This window comes from Methylobacterium sp. J-078 (genome assembly GCF_022829285.1).
GTDB lineage: Bacteria > Pseudomonadota > Alphaproteobacteria > Rhizobiales > Beijerinckiaceae > Methylobacterium.
On record NZ_JAKSYI010000069.1, the window covers coordinates 201,315 to 224,554 of the forward strand.

The following is a 23,240-nucleotide window of genomic DNA, read 5'->3' on the forward strand; positions in this document are numbered from 1 at the left end:
GCACCCGCGCTTCGCAGCCTGTTGGCCTCACGGATCGCGTCCGGGAAGTAATCCCCCGGCGTGAAGCCCCAACCAATCAACGCCGCCCCACCGATCGTCACAGTGCTGTTCCCCGTCTCCGCCCACGGCACCAGCGCAGCCCCGAACCGCCTAGGCCATGCGCTGCGGCGGGACGGGATGTCTCCGAGGATGCGGACGAACTGCCGCCCCGGCCTCAACCGATGGTAGCTCCGGATCGGATCGGTTGCACCGGATTTCTTGCGATATCAATGACGGTCGCGAACGCGGGATCCGCAGCCGGCGAGGTTTCTCCGACCGTTCCCGCAACGGGCCTTGCACCGGCAAGCCCCGTGATGTAATGGGCATGCCTTCGCGACAGTTGAGAAGGGTGCTCGCATCCTTCGAACGCGGTGACCGCGCCGGTGTGAGAGCACCGTTTGCGCGGTTCGTCATATGAGCCGGGGACATCAGATCCCCATCAGGCGTCGTCCGCCGGACAATACCGTCCGCGTGCGGAAACCCGCCTGAAACAATGGAAAGGTCACTGCCCGTGATCCAGATGCAGACGAATCTGGACGTCGCCGACAACTCTGGTGCGCGCCGCGTGATGTGCATCAAGGTTCTGGGCGGGTCGAAGCGTAAGTACGCCGGTGTCGGCGACATCATCGTGGTCTCCGTCAAGGAAGCGATTCCCCGGGGCCGCGTGAAGAAGGGCGACGTCATGAAGGCGGTCGTCGTTCGCACGGCGAAGGAAGTGAAGCGTCCCGATGGTTCGGTGATCCGCTTCGACAAGAACGCCGCCGTTCTGATCAACAATCAGAAGGAGCCGATCGGCACCCGCATCTTCGGACCGGTTCCGCGCGAGCTGCGCGCCCGCAACCACATGAAGATCATCTCGCTCGCGCCGGAGGTGCTGTAATGGCCGCCAAGGTCAAGAAAGGCGACAAGGTCGTCGTCCTCACCGGTCGCGACAAGGGTCGCTCGGGTGAGGTCATCCAGGTGCTCCCCAAGGAAGACCGGGCCTTCGTGCGCGGCATCAACCTAGTAAAGAAGCACCAGAAGCAGACGCAGAACCAGGAAGGCGGCATCGTCTCCAAGGAAGCTGCGATTCACCTGTCCAACATCGCCGTCGCCGACCCTAAGGATGGTCAGCCCACGCGCGTTGGTTTCCGCATTCTCGACGACGGCCGCAAAGTCCGGTTCGCCAAACGCTCGGGGGATCTGATCGATGGCTGAGAAGAACAACGACGGGTACGTCCCGCGCCTGCGCAAGCACTACGACGAAGTGGTGCGCCAGAAGCTGATCGAAGAGTTCGGCTATAAGAACCCCATGCAGGTTCCGGTCATCGAGAAGATCGTGATCAACATGGGTGTCGGCGAGTCCACCGCCGATTCGAAGAAGGCCTCCGTCGCCGCCGGCGATCTGGCCCTCATCGCCGGCCAGAAGCCGGTCATCACCAAGGCCCGCAAGGCCATCGCGACCTTCAAGGTGCGCGAGGGCATGCCGATCGGCTGCAAGGTGACCCTGCGCAAGCAGCGCATGTACGAGTTCATGGACCGCCTCATCACGATCGCGCTCCCGCGCGTCCGCGATTTCCGTGGCCTGAACCCGCGTTCGTTCGACGGCAACGGCAACTACGCCCTGGGCCTCAAGGAGCACCTCGTGTTCCCGGAGATCTCCTACGACAAGGCCGAGGCTACCTGGGGCATGGACATCGTCATCCAGACGACGGCCCGCACCGATGCTGAGGCGCGCGCGCTCCTCACGCAGTTCCGATTCCCGTTCCGGCAGTGAGCCCCGCTTAGGGTCTCAGACGCGGACACCGGAGAGAGAAATGGCAAAGAAAAGCTCGATTGAGAAGAACAAGCATCGCGAAGCGCTGGTGAAGCTCTATGCTCCCAAGCGCAAGGCGCTGCTTGCTACAGCGAACGACGAGTCCCTCGAGATGGAGGAGCGCTTCGAGGCGCGCCTCAAGCTCGCGGAACTGCCCCGCAACTCGTCCCCCACCCGCATCCGCAACCGCTGCGGCATGACCGGCCGTCCGCGCGCCTTCTATCGCAAGATGGGCATCTCGCGCATCGCGCTGCGCGAACTCGGCAACCAGGGTCTGATCCCCGGTCTCGTCAAGTCGAGCTGGTAAGGAGCAACCACCATGGTCAACGATCCCGTGGGTGATATGCTCACCCGCATCCGCAACGGTCAGCAGCGCCGCCGCAACGTCGTCCAGACGCCCGGTTCCCGCCTGCGCGCCAGCGTGCTCGACGTCCTCAAGTCCGAGGGCTACATCCGCGACTACGCGACCACGGATTACGGCAACGGCCGCACCGAGTTCGCGATCGAGCTGAAGTACTACGACGGCCAGCCCGTCATCCGCTCGATCCAGCGCGTGTCGAAGCCCGGCCGCCGCGTCTACTCGTCGGTGGGCGAGCTGCCGCGCGTCGCCGACGGTCTCGGCGTCACCATCGTGTCCACCCCGCAGGGCGTCATGGCCGACCACGAGGCGCGCGAGCGCAACGTCGGCGGCGAAGTGCTCTGCAAGGTGTTCTGATCTCGGACTTGGAGGAATAAGGCGATGTCTCGCGTAGGCAAGAAGCCCGTTCCCGTCCCGTCCGGCGTGACGGCCACGGTGACCGGTCAAACGGTGAAGATGAAGGGCTCCAAGGGCGAGCTCCAGTACGTCGTTCCCAACGTGGTCGACGTGAAGTTCGAGGACGGCGCCGTCTCGGTGCAGCCCCGGAACCAGACCAAGGAGGCCCGCTCGCTCTGGGGCACCTCCCGCGCTCAGGTGGCGAACCTCGTCGAGGGCGTCTCCAAGGGCTTCGAGAAGAAGCTCGAGATCACCGGCGTGGGTTACCGCGCCGCGATGGCCGGCAAGGCTCTGAAGCTCTCGCTCGGCTACAGCCACGACATCGAGTACGAGATCCCCGCGGGTATCTCGATCGCGGTGCCGAAGCCCACCGAGATCGTCATCTCCGGCATCGACCGGCAGGTGGTCGGCCAGGTGGCCGCCGAGATCCGCGACTATCGCGGCCCGGAGCCCTATAAGGGCAAGGGCGTGAAGTACGCGGGCGAGTTCATCTTCCGCAAGGAAGGCAAGAAGAAGTAAGGGCCGCCGAACATGTCACGCAAAATCGATGCACTCGACCGCCGCAAGGCGCGTGTGCGCCGCGCGCTGCGGGCGGCGGCCAACGGACGGCCCCGGCTCTCGGTGTTCCGTTCGTCCAAGCAGATCTACGTCCAGGTCATCGACGACGCTGCGGGCAAGACCCTCGCTGCGGCCTCGAGCCTCGACAAGGACCTGCGCACGGGTCTGAAGACCGGTGCCGACGTCTCGGCTGCTCAGGCGGTGGGCAAGCTCGTCGCCGAGCGCGCCAAGGCCGCCGGCGTCACCCAGGTGATCTTCGATCGCTCGGGCTACCTCTATCACGGGCGCGTCAAGGCGCTCGCCGATGCCGCCCGCGAGGGTGGCCTCGAGTTCTAAGTTTGGCGGAGGCGGGCGACTTCGGGCGCCCGCCGTTCCACACGATTCAAGCGAGCGGGTCCGCCACCCGCGCCAGTGAGATGGATAGTCAGTATGGCACGTGAACGTGAAGGCGGGGGCCGCGGCCGCCGCGAAGACCGCGAGGAGCGCGACAGCGAGTTCGTGGACAAGCTCGTCCACATCAACCGCGTCGCCAAGGTGGTGAAGGGCGGCCGTCGCTTCGGCTTCGCCGCGCTCGTCGTCGTCGGCGACCAGAAGGGCCGCGTCGGCTTCGGCCACGGCAAGGCACGCGAAGTGCCTGAGGCAATCCGCAAGGCGACGGAAGCGGCCAAGCGCGGTCTCGTCCGCGTTGCGCTCCGCGAGGGCCGCACCCTGCACCACGACGTCTACGGGCGTCACGGCGCCGGCAAGGTCATCCTGCGCGCCGCTCCCCAGGGCACCGGCATCATCGCGGGCGGCCCGATGCGCGCCGTCTTCGAGACGCTGGGCATGCAGGACGTGGTGGCCAAGAGCCTCGGCTCCTCGAACCCCTACAACCTCGTGCGCGCCACCTTCGAGGCGCTCAAGAACGAAGACAGCCCGCGCGCCGTCGCGGCCCGTCGCGGTCTCAAGGTGTCGGCCCTCCAGGCCCGTCGCCGTGACGCCGATCCGTCCGACATGTCCGAAGCCGCAGTCGCGTAAGGGGAGGGTCCGATGGCACAGAAGACTCTCCGGGTCGAGCAGATCGGCTCGCCCATCCGCCGCGAAGGCGACCAGCGCGCGACGCTGATCGGCCTGAAGCTCAACAAGCTGCACCGGGTTTCCGAGCTGGAGGATACCCCCTCCGTGCGCGGCATGATCCGCAAGGTGCAGCACCTCGTGCGCGTTCTCAGCGACGCGGCCTGAGGGAGGGCATCATGAAACTCAACGAACTCCGCGATAACGACGGCGCCACCAAGAACCGGATGCGCGTCGGTCGGGGCATCGGCTCCGGCAAGGGCAAGACCGCGGGACGCGGCGTGAAGGGTCAGAAGGCCCGCACCGGCGTCTCCATCAAGGGCTTCGAGGGCGGTCAGATGCCGCTGCATCGTCGCCTTCCGAAGCGCGGCTTCAACAACCTGTACTCCACGGACCTGAACGAGGTGAACCTCGGCCGCGTCCAGCAGGCTGTCGACGCCGGTCGCATCGAGGCGGGCGCCACCGTCACCGTCGAGACCCTGATCGCCGCCGGCATCTGCGCCCGCGCCCGTGACGGCGTGAAGCTCCTCGGCGTCGGCGAGCTCACCACCAAGTTGACCTTCGAGGTCACCCGCGCGTCGAAGTCGGCGATCGAGGGTGTCGAGAAGGCCGGCGGTACGGTGACCGTGACCTACGGCGACGGCGTCTCCACCCGGGGCAAGCCCGCCCGCGTGGTTGCGTAGCCCACCGTCAGACTTTAAGTCGAAGCTCTGAGCGGCGGCCCGTGCGACCTCGCGCGTGGCCGCCGTTCCCGTTTTATCAGGGACCATCCTCTTCTCGCCCGAGACGACGATGCCCCGTATGACCCCTCTCCAGGAACCGGTGTCATGGCCTCAGCCGCCGAGCAGCTTGCCGCGAACCTCAATTTCGGGGCTATCGCCAAGGCCGACGAGCTCAAGAAGCGCATCTGGTTCACGCTGGGCGCGCTCATCGTGTTCCGGCTGGGGACCTACATCCCGATCCCGGGCATCGACCCCGATCAGTTCGCGCGAAACTTCCAGCAGCAGGCGGGCGGCGTCCTCGGGTTGTTCAACATGTTCTCCGGCGGTGCCGTCGAGCGCATGGCGATCTTCGCTCTGAACATCATGCCGTACATCTCGGCCTCCATCATCATCCAGCTGCTCACCTCGGTGATCCCGAGCCTCGAGGCGCTGAAGAAGGAGGGCGAGTCCGGCCGCAAGGTCATCAACCAGTACACCCGCTACCTCACGGTGGTGCTGGCGCTGGTCCAATCCTGGGGCATCGCCTTCGGCCTGCAGAGTTCGAGCGCGGCGATCGAGCCCGGCCCGTTCTTCATCCTCTCCACGGTGATCACGCTCACCGGCGGCACCCTGTTCCTGATGTGGATCGGCGAGCAGATCACCTCGCGCGGCATCGGCAACGGCTCGTCGCTGATCATCTTCGCCGGCATCGTCGCCCACTTGCCCGTGGCCATCGTGGGCGCCCTGGAGCTGAGCCGCACCGGCGCACTCTCCTCGGCCGTCATCCTGGGCATGGGTGTCGCGGCGATCGCGCTCGTCTACTTCATCGTGTTCATGGAGCGCGCCCAGCGCCGGCTCCTCATCAACTACCCCAAGCGCCAGGTTGGCAACCGCATGTACGAGGGCCAGACCTCGTTCCTGCCGCTCAAGCTCAACACGGCCGGCGTGATCCCGCCGATCTTCGCCTCGTCGCTGCTGCTCCTGCCCGCCACCGTGGCGAGCTTCTCGGCCAATAACGGCGGCACCGGGATTCTCGCGACGATCACCACCTATATCGGCCACGGGCGCCCGCTCTACATGGTGCTCTACGCCGCCCTGATCATCTTCTTCGCGTTCTTCTACACCGCCGTGGTGTTCAACCCGCAGGAGACGGCGGACAACCTGAAGAAGCATGGTGGCTTCATCCCCGGCATCCGCCCGGGCGAGCGCACCGCTGCCTTCATCGACAAGGTGCTGACCCGCATCACCCTGATCGGCGCCCTCTACCTGACTTTCGTCTGCCTGGTGCCCGAGATCCTGGCGTCGTATTCCTCGGCCAGCATCGGGTTCGGCGGCACCTCGCTCCTCATCGTCGTCTCGGTGACGATGGACACGGTGGCGCAGATCCACGGGCACCTGATGGCGCACCAGTACGAGGGCCTCGTGAAGAAGGCCAAGCTGCGCGGGGCTACCCGCCGGCGCTGATCGCTGCCCCCGCGGCCGCTTTCGCAGGCCGTGGGCATCGCCTAGACCGTCTCGCGTGCCGTCGTCGCAAGGGGGCGCCGGCCTTCGACAAAATCGGACCTGAGGAAACGACACCATGCGCATCATCCTGCTTGGGCCGCCCGGCGCGGGGAAGGGGACGCAGTCCGAGCGGATCGTGGCGCGCTATGGCATCCCGCAGCTCTCCACCGGCGACATGCTCCGGGCCGCGGTGGCGGCCGGCACGCCGGTCGGTCTCCAGGCCAAGGCCGTGATGGAATCCGGTGGCCTCGTCTCGGACGCCATCGTGGTGGGCATCGTCGCCGACCGCATCGAGGAGGCCGACGCCAAGAACGGCTTCATCCTCGACGGCTTCCCTCGTACCGTGGAGCAGGCCAAGGCCCTCGACGCCATGCTGTCCGAGAAGGGCATCGCCCTCGACACGGTCGTGGAGTTCGTGGTCGACGAGAACGCCCTCGTCGGGCGCATCGCCAAGCGGGCCGAGGAGACGGCGGCCCGGGGCCAGCCCGTGCGCAAGGACGACACGCCGGACGTCTTCAAGACGCGCCTGGACGCCTATCGCCGCCAGACCGCGCCGCTGTCCGACTACTACGCCGGAACCGGCCTCCTGCAGACCATCGACGGCATGAAACCCGTGGATGCCGTGTCGCAGGATCTCGTCGCCCTTCTCGACCGGAACACGGCCGCTGCCTCCTGAGATGAGGCGCGTTCGCACCGCTGCGACGCTCCGCAGTCTCGACACCTGGCATTGACACAGGGACCGGTCCGCGCTAGTGGGCCGGTCTTCGTTCAGAGGAAATGGGTCCGGGTCGCCTCTCAGGAGGTCGATGCGGGCCGATTTGTCGTTTTGCACGGCGTGCAGGGGCCGGTCTCCACCGGACGCGCGTCACACCCCGGCACCGATGGATTTCGGCGCCCCATGGAGAGACACCTTGGCTCGTATCGCTGGCGTTAACATCCCGACCAACAAGCGCGTCGTCATCGCGCTGCAGTACATTCACGGCATCGGCCCCAAGAAGGCCGAAGAGATCACCGGCAAGGTCGGCATTCCGGCCGAGCGCCGCGTGAACCAGCTCACCGACGCCGAAGTGCTGTCGATCCGTGAGACCATCGACCGGGATTACCTCGTCGAGGGCGATCTGCGCCGCGAAGTCTCGATGAACATCAAGCGCCTGATGGATCTGGGCTGCTACCGTGGCCTGCGCCACCGCCGCAACCTGCCGGTCCGCGGCCAGCGCACGCACACCAACGCGCGCACCCGCAAGGGCAAGTCCAAGCCGATCGCCGGCAAGAAGAAGTAACGTTTTGAGATTGGGAGGCCGTGCTTCGCTCGGCCTCCTTCCCGTCGCGCTGTGTGCCCCGCATCGGGGGTCCCGCGTGGCGGCACGGTGGTCCGAAACCGCGCCGCCAACATCGCAAAAGAATCCCGAGCGCCTGGAATGACGGGCGCGCTTGAAGGACGAGAAGGTACAGATGGCCAAGGAAACCACCCGCGTTCGTCGCCGCGAACGCAAGAACATCGTCTCGGGCGTGGCGCACGTGAACGCCTCGTTCAACAACACGATGGTCACCATCACGGACGCCCAGGGCAACACGATCTCCTGGTCGTCCGCCGGCGCCATGGGCTTCAAGGGTTCGCGCAAGTCGACGCCCTACGCTGCTCAGGTCGCTGCCGAGGACGCCGCCCGCAAGGCCGCCGAGCATGGCATGCGCACCCTCGAGGTCGAGGTCTCCGGTCCCGGCTCCGGCCGTGAATCGGCGCTGCGCGCCCTTCAGGCTGCCGGTTTCACCGTGACGTCGATCCGCGACGTGACCTCGATCCCGCACAACGGCTGCCGTCCGCGCAAGCGCCGCCGCGTCTGATCGGACGCCGTCGCGATTCCCTGGATCAGTCACGGAGACACGTGTGTCGAATGCTCGGAATCCGCTCGCCGGTGTGCTGCGGTGGAGCTTGGGTGATCTGACGATCACGGTGATGAACGACGGCTACCTGCAAGGGTCGCTCGACCTCGTCACCGGGATTCCCCGCGACGAGGCCGGCGCCCTCCAGGCCGCCGGCTTTCGCGCGCAGGATCCCCGGATCACGCTGAACGCGTTTCTGATCACCGGTCCGGGGCGCAAGCCGCTGCTGATCGATTCGGGGATGGGCAGCTTCGGCGGCCCCACCCTCGGCCGCGTCCCGGCCGCCCTCCAGGCGGCGGGCGTCGCGCCCGAATCCATCGAGACCGTCCTGCTGACGCACCTGCACCCCGACCATGCCGGCGGCCTGCTCGCCGGCGACGGGATCGCGGCCTACCCGAACGCCGAACTCGTGGTGCATGCCGACGAGGCGGCGCACTGGCTCGACGACGGTGCCCTCGCGCGGGCGCCGGACGGGGCCAAGCCCTATTTCGACATGGCCCGCAAGGCGACCGCTCCCTATGCCGGGCGCCTGCGGACGATGACCGGCGGCACCGTGGCGCCGGGTATCGAGGCCGTGCCGCTGCCCGGGCATACGCCGGGGCATACCGGCTACCGGATCACCTCGGGCGACGCGTCGCTTTTGATGTGGGCGGACATCGTTCACCTGCCGGCGATCCAGTTCAAGCAGCCGGAAGCCGGTATGGTGTTCGACACCGACGGCGACCAGGCACGGGCCGTGCGTCGGCGCATGCTCGACGTAGTGGCCAGCGACCGCACCTTCGTGGCGGGCGCGCATCTCGAATTCCCCGCCCTGGGCTACGTCGCCCGGGACGGTGCCGCCTACAGTTTCGTTCCGGAACTCTGGGTCGCGGCACAGTAACCCTGAGCCCGACCGGCGCCGGAGGCGCGGTGTCGACGGGCAATTGCGTGGGCCGCCCTCGTGGCCCGCGCCGATCTTGCGAGAGGTAGCATCGTGGTCATTCAGAAGAACTGGCAAGAGCTCATCAAGCCGAACAAGCTTCAGGTCTCGACCGGACACGACCCCAAGCGGGTCGCCACCGTCGTCGCCGAGCCCCTGGAGCGCGGCTTCGGCACCACCCTCGGCAACTCCCTGCGCCGGGTGCTGCTCTCCTCGCTCCAGGGCGCGGCCGTGACCTCGGTGCAGATCGACGGCGTGCTGCACGAATTCTCGTCGATCCCGGGCGTGCGCGAGGACGTCACCGACATCGTCCTCAACATCAAGACCATCGCCATCCGCTCGCAGACCGAGGCACCGAAGCGCCTCACCCTGCGCAAGACCGGCCCGGGCACCGTCACCGCCGGTGACATCGGCACCGTGGGCGACGTCCAGATCCTCAACCCCGACCTCGTCATCTGCACCCTCGACGACGGTGCCGAGATCCGGATGGAATTCACCGTCGCCACCGGCAAGGGCTACGTCCCGGCCGAGCGCAACCGCCCCGAGGACGCCCCCATCGGCCTGATCCCGGTGGACGCCCTGTTCTCGCCCGTCACCAAGGTCAGCTACCGCATCGAGACCACCCGCGAGGGCCAGGATCTCGACAAGGACAAGCTGACGATGACCATCGAGACCAACGGCGCGGTCACGCCGGAGGACGCGCTCGCCTACGCCGCGCGCATCATCCAGGACCAGCTCCAGGTGTTCGTGAACTTCGAGGAGCCCCGCAAGGAGGAGGCGCAGCCGCTCGCGCCGCAGCTCCCCTTCAACCCGGCCCTGCTCAAGAAGGTCGACGAGCTCGAGCTCTCGGTGCGTTCGGCGAACTGCCTGAAGAACGACAACATCGTCTACATCGGCGACCTCATCCAGAAGTCGGAGGGCGAGATGCTGCGCACCCCGAACTTCGGTCGCAAGTCGCTCAACGAGATCAAGGAAGTGCTCGCCGCCATGGGCCTGCACCTCGGCATGGACATCCCCGGCTGGCCGCCGGAGAACATCGAAGACCTCGCCAAGCGCTTCGAAGAGCACTACTAAGCCGAAGCCGGCTTGGGCTGAACTTTTCGGCGCGTCTCGGCGCCGTTTGTTTGGCCGATCCATCGGGAGTTCGCGGAGCGCGGACTCCCAAAAGAATCCCGCCGCGGGGTCATGCGGAATGAACAGCCCCGATCCGGGGCGCTTGGCCGTACCGTGGCACGGCGGCCATCAGATAAGGACCAGCCATCATGCGTCATGGATTTCGCGGTCGTCGCTTCAACCGCACCACCGAGCACCGCAAGGCGATGTTCGCCAACATGTCGGCCGCGCTGATCAAGCACGAGCAGATCGTCACGACCCTGCCGAAGGCCAAGGATCTGCGCCCGGTCATCGAGAAGCTGATCACGCTGGGCAAGACCGACACCCTGCACGCCCGCCGCCTCGCCATGTCGCAGATCCGCGACGCGGACATGGTCCGCAAGCTCTTCGCCGTGATCGGCCCGCGCTACAACACCCGTCCGGGCGGCTACTGCCGCATCATGAAGGCGGGCTTCCGCTACGGCGACAACGCTCCCCTCGCCGTGATCGAGTTCGTCGATCGCGACGTTGATGCCCGCGGCAAGGATTCCGGTCAGATCGTGGACGAGGCCGCCTGAGCGGTTCGCCCGGCAAAGGAGTTGAGACAGGCGGCCTCCGGGCCGCCTTTTTTTATGTCTGGACCGGATGGCCGGTCATACCGTCGATCGCTTCGGTCGGCACGGTCTGAAAAGGCTCCCCCTCCCGGGTGCGAGAGGGGGCCCGCGCGCCTGCACGAAGCCTGATGGATCGACCGGAGAGGGCTTCAGGCCGCCCGGTCGAGGAGGCGCGAGACCTCCGCCGCGAGATCAACGGATTCGAAGGGCTTGCGCAGGACGGGCAAGTCGGCCGGGATCGGGATCGCCTCGGCATGTCCGGTGACGATGAGGACCGGCATCGTGGCCCAGCGCGCGCGCGCGATCTCGGCGAGTTCCACCCCGGTCATGCCCGGCATGGCAAGGTCGGCCACCATGAGGTCGAAGCCCTCGCGCTCCAAGAGCAACAGGGCGGAGGCGCCGTCGGCGGCCTCGCTCTCGGTATAGCCGAAGCTCGACAGGAACGAGGCGGTCACGTGCCGGACCTCGGCGTCGTCGTCGACGACGAGGATGCGGGCGGCGCGGGTGGCGGGGCGGGCGGCCGGGGCACGCGCGGCCTCGGCCGGGCTCGCGGCATCGGCCCGCGGCAGCACGATCTCGACGCGGGTGCCGGCGCCGGGCGCGCTCGCGATGCGCAGGCGCCCGGCGGATTGCTGGGCGAGACCGAAAACCATGGCGAGGCCGAGCCCGGTGCCCTGGCCCACCGACTTGGTGGTGAAGAAGGGCTCGCAGACCCGGGCCAGGATCTCGGGGGCGATGCCACTCCCCGAATCGGCGATCTCGACGCCCATGTAGTCGCCCGGCACCAGGTCCGGGTCGTCGTCGATCCGCAGGATGCGGGTCGCGATGCGGATCGTGCCGCCCTCCGGCATCGCATCGCGGGCGTTGATGCAGAGGTTGAGGATCGCGAGTTCGAGCTGGTCCGGGTCGACGCAGGCGGCCGGCGCCTCCGGGGCGAGGCGAGTCTCCACGGCGACGAGGCCGCCGAGGCTTCCCCCCAGCAGATCGTGCATACCCACGATCAGGCCGTTCACGTCCACCGCCCGGGGCCGCAGATCCCGTGAGCGGCTGAAGCTGAGGAGGCGGCGGGTCAGGGTGGCGCCCCGCTGGGCCGCCTGCGTGGCGTTGGTGACGAGGCGCTGGACGCGGGGCTGGTCGGCGATTTTGGGGCCCACGAGTTCGAGGCTGCCGAGGATCGCCGTCAGCAGATTGTTGAAGTCGTGCGCGATGCCGCCCGCGAGGGTCCCGAGGGCCTGCATCTTGTCGGACTGGCGCAGGCGCGCCTCGAGGGACTTCTGCTCGGTGACGTCCCGCTCGATCGTGGCGAGGTGGGTGATCGCTCCCGCGCCGTTGCGGATCGGAACGCGGGTGACGTGGCGCCAGCGCTCGGCGCCGATCGCGCCCTGGGCCAACAGGGTGTCGGCCGGCTCGCCGCGCGCCATCACGGCCGCGTCCGCCGCCCACAGGGCCGCGCCGTCGCCGGCGAGGGAATCCTCCGTCCGGCCGAGGCAGGCGGAAACGCTCTGCCCGAGGGCGTCCGCCTTGCGGGCGTTGAGGCGCACGAAGCGCCCCTCCGCGTCCTTGAAGGAGATGGCGTCCTCGGCATTGTCGAGGAGGCCGCGCAGCAGGGCGCGCTCGGTGGCCAGTTCGCGGGCGAGCGCGTGGCGCTCGTAGGCCTGGCGCACGGTGTTGCGCAGCAGGGCCGCGTCCCAGGGCTTGGTGGCGTAGCCGGTGATGCCGCCCTGATTGAGGGCCGCCACCACGGCGCTCATGTCGGCGTAGCCGGTGAGCAGGATCGCCTGGGCGTCGTGGATCTTGCGGGCCTCGGCCAGCATGGCGTCGCCGGTCATCCCGGGCATGCGCTGGTCGGAGAGGATGACGGCGATCTCGGGCGTGGCCGCCAGGATCGCCAGGGCCTCGGCGGGCTTCGTCGTGGTGAGGACGCGGTACTCGTCCTCGAACAGGTCCTCGAGGGCGATCAGGATGTCCGGCTCGTCGTCGACGGCCAGGATCGTGCCTTGTGACATGCTCAATCCGTCTGCCGTGGAATACCGATCACGAAACAGGCTCCGCCCCCGGCCGCAGCCTCGACGCTGAGCGAGCCGCTATGCGCCTGTACCACACTGTAGGCAATCGCGAGGCCGAGGCCGGTTCCGGACCCCACGGGCTTCGTCGTGAAGAAGGGCTCGAAGATCTTCTCGCGCAGCGCCTCGGGGATGCCCGGCCCGGTGTCGCTGATGCGGATGACGTCGGTCTCGGGCGCGGCGCGGGTCTCGATCCGGATCGTCCCGCCCTCCGGCATGGCGTCGGCGGCGTTGCCCAGGATGTTCATCACCACCTGATTGAGCAGGGCGGGGGTGCAGTGGATCTCGGCCCGGCCGGTGAGATCGCGCTCCACGGCGATCCGGTCACCGAGCTTGTGCTGGATCAGCGCCAGCACGGTCTCGATCGCCTCCGGCACGTGGACGCGGGTGCGTTCCCCCTCGTCGAGGCGGGAGAACTTGCGCAGGTTGAGTACGAGGTCCTGGATGCGGGTCAGGCCCATCCGCATCGCCCCGACCCGGTCGCCGCACTTCTGCAGGCGGCGGGCGCTATCGGGCGAGGCGGGATCGGCGGCGACCTCGCCGAGAATGCGCTCCACCGTGCCCTGATGCGCCAGGATGAAGGCCAGGGGATTGTTGATCTCGTGGGCGATGCCCGCCACGAGTTCGCCGAGGGACGCCATCTTGGCCGCCTGGACGAGCTTGGCCTGCGCGTCGGTGAGCTTGCGGTTGGCGGTGGCGAGATCGGCGTTGGCCTGTTCGAGGGCGCCGGCCAGAGCCGCGCGCGCCTCGGCCGCCTCCGCCTCGGCACGGGCGCGCTCCAGGGCGCGCTCCCGGTCGCCGAACTCCCCGGCGATGCGGCGGTCGTCCTCCTCCAGGAGCTTACGCCGCACGAGGCTGCGCACGCGCATGACGAGGATCTCGCCGTCGGATTTCGAGACGACGTCGTCGGCGCCGGCCGCGAAGGCCTCCACCAGGAAGTCCTTGGCCGGCTGCGTCCCCGCGATGCCGACCACCTGGAAGGTCGGCGCCCCCGCCTCCCGCCCGGCGAGGCCCGCGACCCGGCGCGCGTCGATGGCCCGGCACAGGGCGAGGCCGTCGTAGCCGGTGCCGAGGAGGTCGATGGTCACGCAGTCGAAGGCGGCCCCGTCCGCGTCGAGGGCGGCGAGCGCCGCGTCGTGGCCCTCGGCGGTGGCGACCTCGTGGCCCTCATGCGCCAGGAGGCCGGTGAGGTAAGTGCGGTAGGTGGCGCTGGCATCCACCACGAGGACGCGCCCGCGCCGGAAGGCCGAGCTTCCGGGCCCGTCGCCACTGCCCCGGCGCTCCCGCAGGAGCGCGCGGATGCGCAGGACGAGGAGGTCGCGATCGGCGGATTTCGCCACGTAGGCGTCGGCCCCGCTCTCCAGGCCCTGGCGCTCGCCGTCGCGGGCGCCGGTGAGCATGAGCAGGGGCAGGGCGCGGGTGCGCAGGGAGAGACGGAGCTGGCGGGCGAACTCGTCGCCGTTCATGCCAGGCAGGTGGTGGTCGGCCACTACGAGGTCGGGCAGGCGGGTGTTGAGGTGGTCGAGCGCCGCCTCGGCGGTCGCGCAGCGCTCCACCGAAAAGCCCTTCGATTCGAGGAGGAGGCGCAGTTCGAGGGCCTGGGTCTCGGAATCCTCGACCAGGAGCAGGCGGGGCAGGGTCTCGGCGGTCTCGCTCATGGGCCGCCCTCCGCGAGGCGCGCGAGGTGGGCGGCGATCCGGTCGAGGGGCAGCACGGTGCCGGCGGCCGACAGGCGGATCGCGGCCGCCGGCATGCCGAACACCACGGCCGTGCTCTCGTCCTCCGCGATGGTCAGCGCGCCGGCCTGGCGCATGTCGAGGAGGCCGGTGGCGCCGTCCTCCCCCATCCCGGTCAGGAGGACGCCGACGCCGCGCCCACCCGCGTGCCGGGCCACCGAGCGGAACAGCGCGGTGGCCGCCGGGCGCTGGCCGCCCACCGGGGCGGCGTCGGTGATGCGCAGGTGGCCGGCCGGGCCGAGTTCGAGGTGACGGTCACCCGGCGCCACGTAGACGTGCCCGGCCTCGGCCCGCTCGCCGTCACGGGCGACGGACACGGCGAGGCCGACGACGCCGTTCAGCCAGGCAGCGAAGCCCTCCATGAAGGCGCCGCCCATGTGCTGGACCACGAGGACGGGCAGGGGATAGCTTGCCGGGAGGCCTCCGATGACCCGGGCCAGCGCCGGGGGGCCGCCGGTTGAGGCGGCGAGCGCGAGCACGCTCGCGGCCTCAGGCACCCGGAGGGCCGCCGCGACCGGCGCCGGGGCGGCGCTCCGCCCGGCCCATTCCGAGCCGATCGGCCGGCGCCGGATGACCGGCACCGCCGCCATGATGCGCAGCTGCGTGCAGATCTCGGTGGCGACCGCGTCGTAGCCCGCATGCGTCGTCGCCACCGGCTTCTCGACCACCGAGAGCGCCCCGGCCCGCAGGGCGTTCATCGAAATGCGCAGGGAGGAATCCTCGATCGAATCGGCGATGACCACGATCGGCGTCGGCCGCTCGGCCATGATCCGCCGCGTCGTCTCCAGGCCGTCGATGCCGGGGAGCCGGATGTCCATGGAGACGACGTCCGGCCGGGTCTGGCCGATGGTGGCCAGGGCCTCCTCGCCGGAGGCGACCGCCGCCACCACCTCCAGGCGCGGATCGCGGCCGACGATGTGGATGAGGAGCTGGCGCACCACGAGGGAATCCTCGACCAGCATCACCCGGACCCGCGCGGGCGCGGGCTTGTCCTGCTCGTGTGCGGTCACAGCAACTGCCTGATGGTGTCGAGGAGCTGGCGCTGGTCGAAGGTCTGCTTGGTCAGGTAGGCGTCGGCCCCGAGTTCGAGGCCGCGCGCCACGTCCTCGGCGTCGCCCCGCGAGGTCATCAGGATGATGGGCAGGCGGGCGAAGGCCTCGTCGGCCCGCAGGGCCTTCACCAGGCCGAAGCCGTCGAGGCGCGGCATCTCCACGTCGGCGACCACGAGGTCCACGGGCTCGATACCCGCCCGCAGGCGGTCGAGCGCATCCTGGCCGTCGACGCAGACGACGACGCGGTACCCGGCCGCTTCCAAGATGCCCTTCTCCAACGTCCGCGTCGTAATGGAATCGTCGACCACGAGGATCGTCGAACGTGGCGCCTGGGCGATCGTTCCGCGCGGGCCTGTGGGTTCCGGCGCCGCACCGCGCCCCGTTTCCCCGGCCCGCGCCACGAGGCCGTCGGCATCGAGCACCAAGGCCGGCCGGTCCCCCGCCAGGATCACGGTTCCGGAGACGAGGCGCGGATCGGCGCCGATGGGCGGGGCCGGCAGCACCCGCAGGGTGCGCACGTCCGAGAGCCCGTCCACCGTCAGGACGCAGCGGCGCCCGGCGCCCCGCAGCAGGATGGCGGGGCGCGTGCCGCCCAACTCCGGCTCGGTTGCCCCGGCGAGGCCGAGCAGGCTGCGCAGGTCGAGGACCGGCAGGGTCGCGTCCGCCCCCTCGATCCTCAGCCGGGTGACGAGGCGGCCCATGGCCGGGGTCAGGTCGCCGGGGGACAGGCTCAGAAGGCGCTCGGCGGCCGCGCTCGGCAGGGCGTAGGTGACGCCGCCCGCCTCCACCAGCAGCATCGCCCTTTGGGCCGCCGAGAGCGGCAGGCTCATGGCGAGTTCGGTGCCGAAGGGCGCGCGGGCCGCAAGCCGGACGCTGCCGCCGAGGCGGCGGGCGGCATCGGCCACCACCGAGAGGCCCATGCCCCGGCCCGACAGGGTGTCGACGGCGGCGGCCGTGGAGAAACCGGGCTCGAAGACCAGGGCGAGGAGCGCCTCGCGCTCCGGCTCGGCCCCGGGGGCGAGCAGGCCCCGGCGCCGGGCGGTCTCGGCGATGGCGGCGAGGTCCGGGCCGCGCCCGTCGTCGTGGATCCGGATCAGAAGGCGCGCGCCCTGCACGCTCACGTCGAGGCCGATGGCGAGCGCGCTCGGCTTGCCCTGGTCCCGGCGCGCCTCGGGCGCGTCGGCCCCGTGGCTGAGGGCGTTGCGCAGGGCGTGCAGCACCGGGTCCTTCAGGACCTGGAGCATGGCCCGGTCGACCGGCAGTTCGAGGCCGCGCGCCGTGACGGCGATCTCGCGGCCGGCCTCGCGGGCCAGATCCCGCAGGGCCCGGGGGAAGCCGCCGAAGGCCGTCTCGGCGGGCACGAGGGCGAGGCGCTCGGCCTCCCCGGAGACCCGCGCCATCGCGCCCTCTACGGATGCGGCAACGGCGCCGCGCAGCCGCGACACCTCGGCGGCGTCCCGCGACAGGGCGAGGAGGCCGGCCTCGAGGCTGCGCCACTCCGCGTCGGACCGGGTCTCCGTCCGCTCGGTCGATGCTGGCGTCGATACTGGCGTCGATGCCTTGGCCGAACCCGACCGGCGGCGCGCGGCCGCGCCACCCCGCAGGCCCTCTGCGAGGCGGGCGAGGTCGGCCGCGCGGCGCGCGAGGCGGCCGAGGCCCTCCGCCACCTGGGTCTCGCCGCCGAGCGCGCTGGCGAGGTCGTGCGTGGCGCGCGTCAGGGCCTCGATCGCCTCCGCCGGCACGCGCAGGAGCCCCTGCGGGCCCTCGGCGGGACCGGCCTGGGGTATTTCTACAGCACCGGCCTGCGGCGCTTGGGCGGCACTGGCCTGCGGCGCTTCGGCGGGTTGGTCCACCGGGACGGGCCGGGCTAGCGAGGGTTTCTCGGGGAGAACCGGTTCGGGCGGGGCAGGGGTGGGGGCCGCGGGGGGCTCGGGCGCGGCGGCCGGGTCGAGGGTCCGGTCCAGGGCCGCCAGCGCATCCCCCGGCATGTCCGGCCCGGCCCCGTCGGTGAGCCCGGCGACGTAAGCCTCGATCCGGTCGAGGGCGAGGTGGACGGCGGCCGTGTCGGTCCGCGACAGGCCCGCGTCCTGAGCGGCCACGCGCTCGAACAAGGCCTCCAGGCGGTGGGCCACGGCCTCCACCGCCGGCAGGTCGACGGCGCGCGAGGCGCCCTTCAGGCTGTGGGCGCGCCGGAAGACGTCGTTCCAGTCCGGCCCGGATTCGGCCGTACCGCCGGCCAGGGCGTCGCGGATCGCGTCGATGTGCTCGCGATGCTCGACCTCGAAGGCCGCGAGGAGCAGCTGGCGGATGTCCATTTGGCGGATGTCCTTGCCGCCTCAGTGCCGGTAGCGCTCGGCCAGCGTCATCAGGGCCTGGGCCAGCTCGGTGAGGTTGGCGGAGGCCGCCTCGACCTCGCGGGTGCCGGCCGCCGTCTGCTGGCTCGCCTGCCGGATGTTCTGGAGGGCACCCATCACCTGCTCGATGCCGAGCTGCTGCTGGTTGGTCGAGGCCACGATCTGCTGGAAGGTCTGCACGCTCTCCTCGACCCGGGCGGTGATCTCCTCGATCGTGCGCTGCGTGGTGTCGGAGCGGGCCTTGCCGGTGGCCGCGCGCTTGACCGCCTCCTCGGTGAGCATGACCGAGGTGTTGATGCCCCGCTGGATCTCGCCCAGGATCGTGCGCACCTGGCCCGTGGCGGCCTTGGCCTGGTCGGCGAGCAGCTTCATCTCGGAGGCCACCACCGCGAAGCTGCGTCCGCTCTCGCCGGCCGCCGCCGCCTCGATGGCGGCGTTCAGCGCCAGGAGGTGGGTGCGCTCCGAGATGTCGTTGACGGTGGTGATGATGTCGCCGATCGCCTGGGTCTTCTCAGAGAGGGCGACGATGTTGCCGGCCACCGCCTCGGCCTGCTCGCGGATCGAGTCCATGGCGCGGGCCGTGTCGGCCACCGCACGCAGGCCGGCGCGGGAGGTCTGGGCAGTGGATTGCGCCGTGGCGATGACCTCGCCGGCCCGCTTGCCGATCTGGGCGCCCGAATGGGTGATCTCGTCGACGGTGGCGGCCGTCTCCTGCACGGCAGCGAACTGCTCCTCGACGCTGGCCGCCTGCTCCTGGGCGGAGGCGCGGATCTCGGCCGCCGCCGCATTGAGATCGGCGGTCGCCGCCCGGTTGGTGCGGGCGAGGTCGGCGAGGCCCGCGACCATCCGGTTGAGGGTGCGGCCGAGGCGGCCGATCTCGTCCTTGCCCCGGGCGTCGAGGGTGCCCGAGAGGTCGCCCTCGCCGACGCGCTCGGCGAAGGCCATCACCGCCTCGAGGGGCCGCACCACGGCCCGGCTGATCAGGATTGTGACGAGGATGCTGAGGAGGACGCAGGCGGCCAGGGTCCCCAGGATGGAGAGGCGGCTGCGCTCGTAGAGGTCGGCGACGCTGCGCTGGCCCGCCGCGATCCCCTCGTCGAGGGCGCTGCGCGTGCGCTCGATGTCGGCCAGGAACATGTCCTGGCTGCGGTTGAGCGCGTCGTTGCGGGCCTCGACGGCGTCGATGTCCTTGGCGGCGATGGCGGCGAACTGGGCTTCGCTGGCGGTGCGCAGCTCGCGGAACTCGGCCAGGGCCTCGATCGCGACGCCGTTCAGCTTGCGCCAGGTCTGGCTGCGCTCCTCGGATGCGGAGCGCGCGCGGTAGCCGTCGCTGGCCCGGATCAGCTCCGCCAGAATCGCGTCGGCCTCGGTGGCGGTCCGGCGCCAGGCGCCGGAGGCGTCGTCGCGCTCGGGGCCGCCCCGGGCGCGGGCCAGCAGGGCGATGATCGCGTTGCGCCGCTGGAGCCCCATGTCGCGGGCCTTGTTGGCGAGGTCGTCGAGCTGGCGCGCCACGGTGAGGTCGCGGCTGACGATGGCGTCCGTGGTGTCGCGCACCACGCCGATCTGCCCGAGGGCGTAGAAGCCCAGCGCCACCACCACGAGGGTGATCGCCACGAAGCCGAGGAGGATGCGTTTTCCGATCGAGATCGACACAGCTGGCTCAACGCTCCGCAAACCGGCCGGACCCCGCGGCGCGCATCGCCCCGCAAGTCGGCCTCATGGCAGGTTTCACCGCCATAGGGGCGGCCTCATCGCAGGTTTCGCCGCCATAGGGGCGGCTTCGGCAGGTTTCGCCGCCATAGGGGCGGCGTCGGCAGGTCTCGCCGCCGGAGGGGCGGCGTCAGGCATGGTATCGCCGTACGAGGCGGGGCAGGTCGATGATGACGAACGCGGATTCGGCGCCGGGCCCGGCGCCGGCCGGGGCATAGCCCGAAACCGCCTCGGCGCTCAAACCGGCCTCCGCATAGGCCGTGTCGATCGCCGCCTCGGGGATCTCGGCGACGCCGAGGACCCGGCCGACAGCCACGGCCACCGGGATGGCGGTTCCGCTCACCACCACCACGTGCCCGGCCTCCTGCCCATCCTCCCTCGCCGGGTCCACCCCCCGCCCCAGGGCGGGCGCCAGGGCCAGGAGGCTGACGACGCGTCCCCCCAGGGCGATGAGGCCGAGAACCGCCGGCGGTGCGCCGGGCAGGGCGGTCACGGGCCGGGCCGGCAGGACCTGCGCCACCTGGGCCAGCGGCAGGCCGAAGCGGTCGGCCCCGCAGGCGCAGACGAGGTAGGACCGGGTCGCGACCGCCGCCTGCGCCTGCCCGCGCCGGGCGAGCACCCGCGCGCGCTCCGCCCGCAGGGCGTCGAGCCGCACGGTCTGCCCGGTGCCGGCACGGGTCTGGGTCACGGAACATCTCCTGTCAGGCCGGCGCGGGCCAGGGCGGCGCTTCGGGCCAGCACGGCGCTTCGCGCGAGGTCGCCCGGCGCGATCCCGTCGCCCTCCGCCACCACCGCGTCCGGGGCCAGGGCTTGGGCGAGACGGACCGCATTGTCCAGCGCCCGGTCCGCTTCCCCGGCGCGGCCGAGGCCGAGCATCAGCAGGCCGAGCTGGTAATGGGCCATCACGAAGTCCCGGTCGAGGTAGAGGGCGCCGCGCAGGGCCCGCTCCGCCTCGGCATCCCGCCCGAGGGCGCGGGCCAGCAGGCCGTCGTAATAGTGCAGGGCGGGGTCGGTGGGCGCGGCCCGGATCGCGATCCGCAGCGCCCGCCAGGCCGCGCCGGTCTCGCCGGCATCCGCCAGGGCCCGGATGCGCGCGAGGTCCGGCATTGCCTCGGCCACGTCCTCGGGCGGCGGGGCGGGCCGCGCCACGCGCGCGTCCGGTGCCGGCATGGGAATGGGAACAGGGATGGGTGCGGGGTCGGGGAGCACGGCCGGGCTCCAGGCCGGCGGCGCCGGTGCGGGCCCGACCGCGCCCGGCGGCCGGTAGGCGACGGTCCCGGGCAGGTTGACCGACTCGAACAGGGCGGCGATGGCCGGGTTCGGCTCGGCGTGACCGAGGAGCAGCCAGCCCTCCGGGCGCAGGCGCCGGCCGAGCCCGCGCACGATGCCGAGGACCGCGTCCGCCTCGAAGTAGATGAGCACGTTGCGGCACAGGATCAGGTCGAATTCCGCCTGAGGCAGGGTGCCCCGGCCGTCGAGGAGGTCCACGAGGTTGCGCCGCTCGAACCGGACCATCCGGCGGAATTCCGGCCGCAGGGCGTAGGTGCCGTCGCGCCCCGCCCCCGCCACCGGGGGGCCCGGCACGAAATGGCGCAGGCGCTCGCCCGGCGGCAGGGTGCGCAGGGCCCAGCGGCCGTAGATCCCCGCCCGCGCGGTCTCCAGCGCCGTGACGCTGATGTCGGTGCCGAGGATCGAGACCCGCCAGTCGGGAAGCGCCGGGCCGAGAAGCTCGTGCAGCAGAATGGCGATGGAGTAGGGCTCCGCCCCCGTGGAGCAGCCCGCGCTCCAGACCCGCAAGCTGCGCTCCGCCACGCGCGCGGCGATCAGGGCGGGCAGGATCGTGGCGCGCAGGGCCGTGAACTGCTCGGCGTAGCGGAAGAAAAACGTCTCCCCGATGGTGATTTCGGCCTCCAGGGCCGCCCATTCGGGCCCGCCCGCCGCGCGGTCGTCGAGGAGGGCCCCGTAGGCGGTGGCGTCCGCGAGGCCCTGCGCCCGGAAGCGCTTGCGCAGCCGGTCGAACAGCAGGTCGTCCTTGTCGGCATAGTAATGGTGGCCGGTGCGGGCGATGATCCGCGCCTTGAGGGACGCGAAACCCGGATCGGCTTCCGGTCCGGAACGCGGCGGACGGCTCAACGGCGGCGCGCTCAGGCCGCGGGCAGGGCGGCGAGGCGGCGGGCCGCCGCGTCGGAGAGCGCCGAGAGGCGGTCCCGCTCCTCTGCCGAGAGGAGCGATCCCAAGCCCAGCACATGGACCAGGGCATCGCCGCGGGCGATCTCCGCGACGACGCAGCCGTTCAGGGTCCGCTCGGCCGGGACCGGGCGGATCGCGGCGGCCGCGACGGTGACGAGGTCCTGGACCCGGTCGACCAGGAAGCCGGTGTCGCCCGGCGCGTCGAGCAGGATGTGCCGGTAGAGCCCGTCGGCTTCCGGCGCGCCCGCGCGCAGGCCGAGGAGCCGGGCGAGGTCGAGGACCGGGACCGGCCTGCCGCCGAGGTTGAGGAACCCCGCGAGGGGACCGCCGCCAGCCGGCGGCGCGTGCAGGTCCGGCAGCGGCAGCACCTCGCTCACCGAGGCCCGCGCCAGGGCGCAGGCGACCCCCGCCACATCGAGGAGGAGGAAGGATTCGGGGGGAAGAACGGCATCGGTCTCGGACAGGGCCGGGGGTCCTCGCTGGCGGGATCGCGCTGGCGGGATGCAGGCCGGGAACGCGATCCCCGTCCGGCATCCCCGGCGTGAACCTAGATAGGACGGCGGCGCGCGGGCAGGCAAACCCGAATCCGGGCGCGCGACCCGCCGCCGTGACACGGCGCACCGGACCCGCCTCGCGGGCCGGGGATTTCTCGGCTAAGCCTCGCTCCCGCCCGCCGTGCATCCCGCTCGCTTCCCGCCCACAGGATCAACCCCATGTCCCGGTTCGCCCGTTCCGCGATCGTCGCCCTCGCGACCCTGCCCCTGGCCCTCGCGTTGGCGCCGGCGGCCCGGGCCGAGACGCCCGGCCCCGACTGGCTGACGCCGGCCCAGGTGACGCAGGCGCTGAAGGGCGCGGGCTATTCCGAGATCACCAAGCTGGAGGCCGATGACGGCCACTGGGACGGGGAGGGCCTCAAGGACGGGCGCAGGATGAAGTTCGATGCCGATCCGAAGACCGGCGCGATCCTGGGCGAGGTTCCGATCGAGTAGATCGGCGATATCGTGCCTTCGGCGTTGACCGCTTCCCATCTCTTCGGTAAGACACGCGTCACGATTTTCGATTCGTCCGACGCTTCCCGCGCCGGCCGAACAGGACAAGATCTCTACCGATGCGTGCCATCCTTATCGTAACGGAAGCGCCACTGACGGGGCGGGCCTGACACCAGGGTCCGCGATCCGGATGGTGGCGCATGCAGGGTCCCTCGGGGCCCTTTTTTATTGCCGCGA

General features: G+C 70.6%; 26 protein-coding genes. 18 read left to right on the top strand and 8 right to left on the bottom strand.

Features of this window, described 5'->3' with window-relative positions; translation table 11 throughout:
• The first annotated feature begins 550 nt into the window (after positions 1-550).
• The 17 genes from rplN to rplQ all read left to right on the top strand — a co-directional run bounded on the left by rplN (position 551) and on the right by rplQ (position 10,873).
• Entirely contained in the window at positions 551-919 is a 369-nt protein-coding gene (gene rplN / locus MKK58_RS11775) for a 50S ribosomal protein L14 (RefSeq protein WP_055949294.1), read from the top strand.
• Positions 919-1,236 (top strand): 50S ribosomal protein L24, encoded by a 318-nt coding sequence (rplX, locus tag MKK58_RS11780; RefSeq protein ID WP_055949297.1) that lies wholly within the window; start codon positions 919-921, stop codon positions 1,234-1,236. Before rplN ends, rplX begins: the two co-directional genes overlap by 1 nt.
• Positions 1,229-1,795 carry a 50S ribosomal protein L5 gene (rplE, locus tag MKK58_RS11785; RefSeq protein ID WP_238280531.1) on the top strand — a complete coding sequence of 189 codons (567 nt, stop codon included), beginning with the start codon at positions 1,229-1,231 and terminating at the stop codon, positions 1,793-1,795. The genes rplX and rplE overlap by 8 nt, the downstream gene beginning before the upstream one ends.
• 40 nt (positions 1,796-1,835) lie before the next feature.
• Positions 1,836-2,141, top strand: a complete 306-nt coding sequence (gene rpsN, locus MKK58_RS11790; RefSeq protein ID WP_056183527.1) for a 30S ribosomal protein S14 — start codon at positions 1,836-1,838, stop codon at positions 2,139-2,141.
• A gap of 12 nt (positions 2,142-2,153) precedes the next feature.
• A complete protein-coding gene (rpsH, locus tag MKK58_RS11795; RefSeq protein ID WP_055881679.1) occupies positions 2,154-2,549 on the top strand; it encodes a 30S ribosomal protein S8 in 396 nt (131 codons plus the stop codon).
• 24 nt (positions 2,550-2,573) lie between these two features.
• A complete protein-coding gene (gene rplF, locus MKK58_RS11800) occupies positions 2,574-3,107 on the top strand; it encodes a 50S ribosomal protein L6 (protein WP_243912237.1) in 534 nt (177 codons plus the stop codon).
• A gap of 12 nt (positions 3,108-3,119) precedes the next feature.
• Positions 3,120-3,482, top strand: coding sequence for a 50S ribosomal protein L18 (gene rplR / locus MKK58_RS11805; RefSeq protein WP_056171336.1), 363 nt, complete (start codon positions 3,120-3,122; stop codon positions 3,480-3,482).
• A gap of 93 nt (positions 3,483-3,575) precedes the next feature.
• Positions 3,576-4,163, top strand: coding sequence for a 30S ribosomal protein S5 (gene rpsE / locus MKK58_RS11810; protein ID WP_238280529.1), 588 nt, complete (start codon positions 3,576-3,578; stop codon positions 4,161-4,163).
• Positions 4,164-4,175: 12 nt separating this feature from the next.
• The gene (gene rpmD / locus MKK58_RS11815; RefSeq protein WP_056469605.1) at positions 4,176-4,367 is read left to right on the top strand and encodes a 50S ribosomal protein L30; all 192 of its coding nucleotides are present in this window, start codon (positions 4,176-4,178) and stop codon (positions 4,365-4,367) included.
• An 11-nt stretch (positions 4,368-4,378) separates the two neighbouring features.
• Positions 4,379-4,882 (top strand): 50S ribosomal protein L15, encoded by a 504-nt coding sequence (gene rplO / locus MKK58_RS11820; protein WP_243912238.1) that lies wholly within the window; start codon positions 4,379-4,381, stop codon positions 4,880-4,882.
• A gap of 144 nt (positions 4,883-5,026) precedes the next feature.
• Positions 5,027-6,364, top strand: a complete 1,338-nt coding sequence (secY, locus tag MKK58_RS11825; RefSeq protein ID WP_238280528.1) for a preprotein translocase subunit SecY — start codon at positions 5,027-5,029, stop codon at positions 6,362-6,364.
• A 115-nt stretch (positions 6,365-6,479) separates the two neighbouring features.
• The gene (locus MKK58_RS11830; RefSeq protein WP_243912239.1) at positions 6,480-7,079 is read left to right on the top strand and encodes an adenylate kinase; all 600 of its coding nucleotides are present in this window, start codon (positions 6,480-6,482) and stop codon (positions 7,077-7,079) included.
• Positions 7,080-7,314: 235 nt separating this feature from the next.
• Positions 7,315-7,683: a 30S ribosomal protein S13 gene (gene rpsM / locus MKK58_RS11835; RefSeq protein ID WP_238280526.1), complete on the top strand. Its 369-nt coding sequence runs from the start codon at positions 7,315-7,317 to the stop codon at positions 7,681-7,683.
• Between the two features lie 172 nt (positions 7,684-7,855).
• Positions 7,856-8,245 (top strand): 30S ribosomal protein S11, encoded by a 390-nt coding sequence (gene rpsK / locus MKK58_RS11840; RefSeq protein WP_055949325.1) that lies wholly within the window; start codon positions 7,856-7,858, stop codon positions 8,243-8,245.
• Positions 8,246-8,357: 112 nt separating this feature from the next.
• Entirely contained in the window at positions 8,358-9,164 is an 807-nt protein-coding gene (locus MKK58_RS11845) for an MBL fold metallo-hydrolase (protein WP_279578343.1), read from the top strand.
• A 93-nt stretch (positions 9,165-9,257) separates the two neighbouring features.
• Positions 9,258-10,277: a DNA-directed RNA polymerase subunit alpha gene (locus tag MKK58_RS11850; protein WP_243912241.1), complete on the top strand. Its 1,020-nt coding sequence runs from the start codon at positions 9,258-9,260 to the stop codon at positions 10,275-10,277.
• Between the two features lie 188 nt (positions 10,278-10,465).
• Positions 10,466-10,873 carry a 50S ribosomal protein L17 gene (rplQ, locus tag MKK58_RS11855; RefSeq protein WP_243912242.1) on the top strand — a complete coding sequence of 136 codons (408 nt, stop codon included), beginning with the start codon at positions 10,466-10,468 and terminating at the stop codon, positions 10,871-10,873.
• 185 nt (positions 10,874-11,058) lie between these two features.
• On the opposite strand, the gene MKK58_RS11860 is transcribed toward rplQ, so the two are convergent.
• From MKK58_RS11860 to MKK58_RS11895, 8 genes are all read right to left on the bottom strand, one after another.
• Entirely contained in the window at positions 11,059-12,915 is a 1,857-nt protein-coding gene (locus tag MKK58_RS11860; RefSeq protein WP_243912243.1) for a response regulator, read from the bottom strand.
• A 2-nt stretch (positions 12,916-12,917) separates the two neighbouring features.
• Positions 12,918-14,630, bottom strand: coding sequence for a response regulator (locus tag MKK58_RS11865; protein ID WP_243912244.1), 1,713 nt, complete (start codon positions 14,628-14,630; stop codon positions 12,918-12,920).
• Positions 14,627-15,670 carry a chemotaxis-specific protein-glutamate methyltransferase CheB gene (gene cheB, locus MKK58_RS11870; protein WP_243912307.1) on the bottom strand — a complete coding sequence of 348 codons (1,044 nt, stop codon included), beginning with the start codon at positions 15,668-15,670 and terminating at the stop codon, positions 14,627-14,629. Before cheB ends, MKK58_RS11865 begins: the two co-directional genes overlap by 4 nt.
• 44 nt (positions 15,671-15,714) lie before the next feature.
• A complete protein-coding gene (locus MKK58_RS11875) occupies positions 15,715-18,075 on the bottom strand; it encodes a response regulator (protein ID WP_243912245.1) in 2,361 nt (786 codons plus the stop codon).
• A gap of 21 nt (positions 18,076-18,096) precedes the next feature.
• Positions 18,097-19,767, bottom strand: coding sequence for a methyl-accepting chemotaxis protein (locus MKK58_RS11880; protein ID WP_243912246.1), 1,671 nt, complete (start codon positions 19,765-19,767; stop codon positions 18,097-18,099).
• A 187-nt stretch (positions 19,768-19,954) separates the two neighbouring features.
• Positions 19,955-20,512: a chemotaxis protein CheW gene (locus MKK58_RS11885; protein ID WP_243912247.1), complete on the bottom strand. Its 558-nt coding sequence runs from the start codon at positions 20,510-20,512 to the stop codon at positions 19,955-19,957.
• Positions 20,509-21,957 (bottom strand): CheR family methyltransferase, encoded by a 1,449-nt coding sequence (locus tag MKK58_RS11890; RefSeq protein WP_243912248.1) that lies wholly within the window; start codon positions 21,955-21,957, stop codon positions 20,509-20,511. Before MKK58_RS11890 ends, MKK58_RS11885 begins: the two co-directional genes overlap by 4 nt.
• An 11-nt stretch (positions 21,958-21,968) precedes the next feature.
• The gene (locus MKK58_RS11895) at positions 21,969-22,592 is read right to left on the bottom strand and encodes a chemotaxis protein CheW (protein WP_313899282.1); all 624 of its coding nucleotides are present in this window, start codon (positions 22,590-22,592) and stop codon (positions 21,969-21,971) included.
• Between the two features lie 135 nt (positions 22,593-22,727).
• On the opposite strand from MKK58_RS11895, the gene MKK58_RS11900 reads away from it, so the two are divergent.
• Entirely contained in the window at positions 22,728-23,003 is a 276-nt protein-coding gene (locus MKK58_RS11900) for a PepSY domain-containing protein (RefSeq protein ID WP_243912249.1), read from the top strand.
• The last annotated feature ends 237 nt before the right edge of the window (positions 23,004-23,240 follow it).

Bases quoted from the DNA above. Each gene is read 5' to 3' on its own strand.
- cheB (WP_243912307.1), bottom strand. From the start codon at position 15,670: ATGCTGGTCGAGGATTCCCTCGTGGTGCGCCAGCTCCTCATCCACATC.
- rpsN (WP_056183527.1), top strand. From the start codon at position 1,836: ATGGCAAAGAAAAGCTCGATTGAGAAGAACAAGCATCGCGAAGCGCTG.
- rpsH (WP_055881679.1), top strand. From the start codon at position 2,154: ATGGTCAACGATCCCGTGGGTGATATGCTCACCCGCATCCGCAACGGT.
- rplE (WP_238280531.1), top strand. From the start codon at position 1,229: ATGGCTGAGAAGAACAACGACGGGTACGTCCCGCGCCTGCGCAAGCAC.
- MKK58_RS11845 (WP_279578343.1), top strand. From the start codon at position 8,358: ATGAACGACGGCTACCTGCAAGGGTCGCTCGACCTCGTCACCGGGATT.
- rplX (WP_055949297.1), top strand. From the start codon at position 919: ATGGCCGCCAAGGTCAAGAAAGGCGACAAGGTCGTCGTCCTCACCGGT.
- MKK58_RS11830 (WP_243912239.1), top strand. From the start codon at position 6,480: ATGCGCATCATCCTGCTTGGGCCGCCCGGCGCGGGGAAGGGGACGCAG.
- rpmD (WP_056469605.1), top strand. From the start codon at position 4,176: ATGGCACAGAAGACTCTCCGGGTCGAGCAGATCGGCTCGCCCATCCGC.
- MKK58_RS11860 (WP_243912243.1), bottom strand. From the start codon at position 12,915: ATGTCACAAGGCACGATCCTGGCCGTCGACGACGAGCCGGACATCCTG.
- MKK58_RS11900 (WP_243912249.1), top strand. From the start codon at position 22,728: ATGTCCCGGTTCGCCCGTTCCGCGATCGTCGCCCTCGCGACCCTGCCC.
- rplF (WP_243912237.1), top strand. From the start codon at position 2,574: ATGTCTCGCGTAGGCAAGAAGCCCGTTCCCGTCCCGTCCGGCGTGACG.
- secY (WP_238280528.1), top strand. From the start codon at position 5,027: ATGGCCTCAGCCGCCGAGCAGCTTGCCGCGAACCTCAATTTCGGGGCT.
- MKK58_RS11875 (WP_243912245.1), bottom strand. From the start codon at position 18,075: ATGGACATCCGCCAGCTGCTCCTCGCGGCCTTCGAGGTCGAGCATCGC.
- rplQ (WP_243912242.1), top strand. From the start codon at position 10,466: ATGCGTCATGGATTTCGCGGTCGTCGCTTCAACCGCACCACCGAGCAC.
- MKK58_RS11865 (WP_243912244.1), bottom strand. From the start codon at position 14,630: ATGAGCGAGACCGCCGAGACCCTGCCCCGCCTGCTCCTGGTCGAGGAT.
- rpsE (WP_238280529.1), top strand. From the start codon at position 3,576: ATGGCACGTGAACGTGAAGGCGGGGGCCGCGGCCGCCGCGAAGACCGC.
- rplR (WP_056171336.1), top strand. From the start codon at position 3,120: ATGTCACGCAAAATCGATGCACTCGACCGCCGCAAGGCGCGTGTGCGC.
- rpsK (WP_055949325.1), top strand. From the start codon at position 7,856: ATGGCCAAGGAAACCACCCGCGTTCGTCGCCGCGAACGCAAGAACATC.
- rplO (WP_243912238.1), top strand. From the start codon at position 4,379: ATGAAACTCAACGAACTCCGCGATAACGACGGCGCCACCAAGAACCGG.